Genomic DNA, 1,751 nt, shown 5'->3' with positions numbered 1-1,751 from the left:
CAGCCGGACGCGAACTGGCCGCAGCGGCAGCACCTGCGTTTGGCGCAGCCGACATCGGACGGCCAGCGCGACCGGCGGAAGCTTGACGCGCGGCGGCCAACGCCGCACGGGCTGGCGACATCGACGTATCCACGTCAGCCTGGGGCGGCGCGGGTTCGGCTGACTTCGCTGGCGCAGCGGGCGTGGAGGGTGCTGCGGATGCAGCCGGAGCAGCGGCCGTAATCGGCGCTGTCGGCGCTGTCGGCGCGACCACTGGCGCAGCCTTGACCGGCTCGGCCGCCACAGGCTCGGCAGCAGCCGATGCCATGACCCGGGGCGACGGTGCGGCGCTCGTCGTGCCAGCCGGGCGCGGGCGTGCCACCTGTTGCCCGCCACCGCCCTGTCCGCTCACCGGCGAAGCGGGAGCAATGGACGGCCGGAACGCCAGCATTCGCAGCAGCGTCATCGTGAAGCCGGCGTACTCGTCCGGCGCCAGCGCCAGTTCGCTGCGGCCAAGGTTGGCAATCTGATAGAAAAGCTGGGTTTCCTGGGCGTCGAACTGCCCAGCCAGGCGGCGTACGTCCTCGGCCTCGGGCCATTCGTCCTGCACGGAAGCCGGCACGGCCTGCGCCAGCGCGACCTTGTGCAGCAACGAGCCAAGATCCTGCAGCGCCCCGGCAAACGACAGGCTGCGGTCGGCCATGGAATCGGCGATGCCGAGCATCGTGGCGCCGTCTTCGGCAGCCAGCGCGTCGAGCAGTTGCACGAGGTAGCTCTGATCAATCGCCCCCAACATGCCGCGCACTGCCTCTTCCGACACCTGGCCAGCACTGTAGGCAATGGCCTGGTCGGTCAGCGACAGCGCATCGCGCATCGAACCGTGGGCGGCCTGCGCCAGCAGGCGCAGCGCGCTACCGTCGTGGCCGATCCCTTCCTGGGCCAGGATGTGGTCGAGGTGCGAGACGATGTGACCCGGCGGCATCTGCTTCAGATTGAACTGCAGGCAGCGTGACAGCACCGTGACCGGAATCTTCTGCGGATCGGTCGTGGCCAGGATGAACTTGACGTGCTCGGGCGGCTCCTCCAGCGTCTTCAGCATGGCGTTGAAGGCGTGGTTGGTCAGCATGTGCACTTCGTCGATCATGTAGACCTTGAAGCGGCCGGCCGTCGGGGCGTAGATCGCCTTGTCGAGCAGCTGCGCCATCTCGTCGACGCCGCGGTTCGACGCCGCGTCCATCTCGATGTAGTCGACGAACCGCCCGCTGTCGATTTCCGTGCAGGCCTTGCACTGGCCGCAAGGCTGGGCGGTGATACCGCCGTTGCCGTCAGGGCCGGTGCAATTGAGGGCCTTGGCCAGGATCCGGGACAGCGTGGTCTTGCCGACGCCGCGCGTGCCGGTGAACAGGTAGGCGTGATGCAGCCGCTGCTGTTCCAGCGCGTGCGTGAGCGCGCGGACCACGTGCTCCTGGCCGACCAGCGTGGTGAAATCCCTGGGGCGCCATTTGCGCGCTAGAACTTGATAACTCATGGCGGCGATTGTAGCAAAAGGCGGACCTGGGTCAGACCTGGATTTGGAGTTGCCAGATGCTATCGCACGCCGCCGCCATCCGTGAAGCGTCGCCGGCTAGCCACACTCGCCCACATAACCGCAATTGGCGCACTTGGCGCAGCCGTCCACCTTGTGCAGGGCGTGCGCGCCACACTCGGGACACGGCTTGCCGGTGCCGATCCCGGCAGCCAGCTTGGCGGCGGGCGCCGCTTCGGCCGGCGAA

1 protein-coding gene is annotated in these 1,751 nt (G+C 68.1%); it reads right to left on the bottom strand.

Translation table 11 applies throughout. The features are described 5' to 3' along the window. On the bottom strand, positions 1–1,507 hold a 1,507-nt coding region (locus tag D769_RS19845; RefSeq protein ID WP_008648753.1), incomplete at its 3' end, for a DNA polymerase III subunit gamma/tau. Positions 1,508–1,751 lie beyond the last annotated feature (244 nt).

The sequence above is a fragment of the Cupriavidus sp. HMR-1 genome, from assembly GCF_000319775.1.
Classification (GTDB): Bacteria; Pseudomonadota; Gammaproteobacteria; order Burkholderiales; family Burkholderiaceae; genus Cupriavidus; species Cupriavidus metallidurans.
The sequence above is the reverse complement of the archived record's forward strand: the minus strand, read 5'-3'. Positions and strand labels throughout refer to the sequence as shown.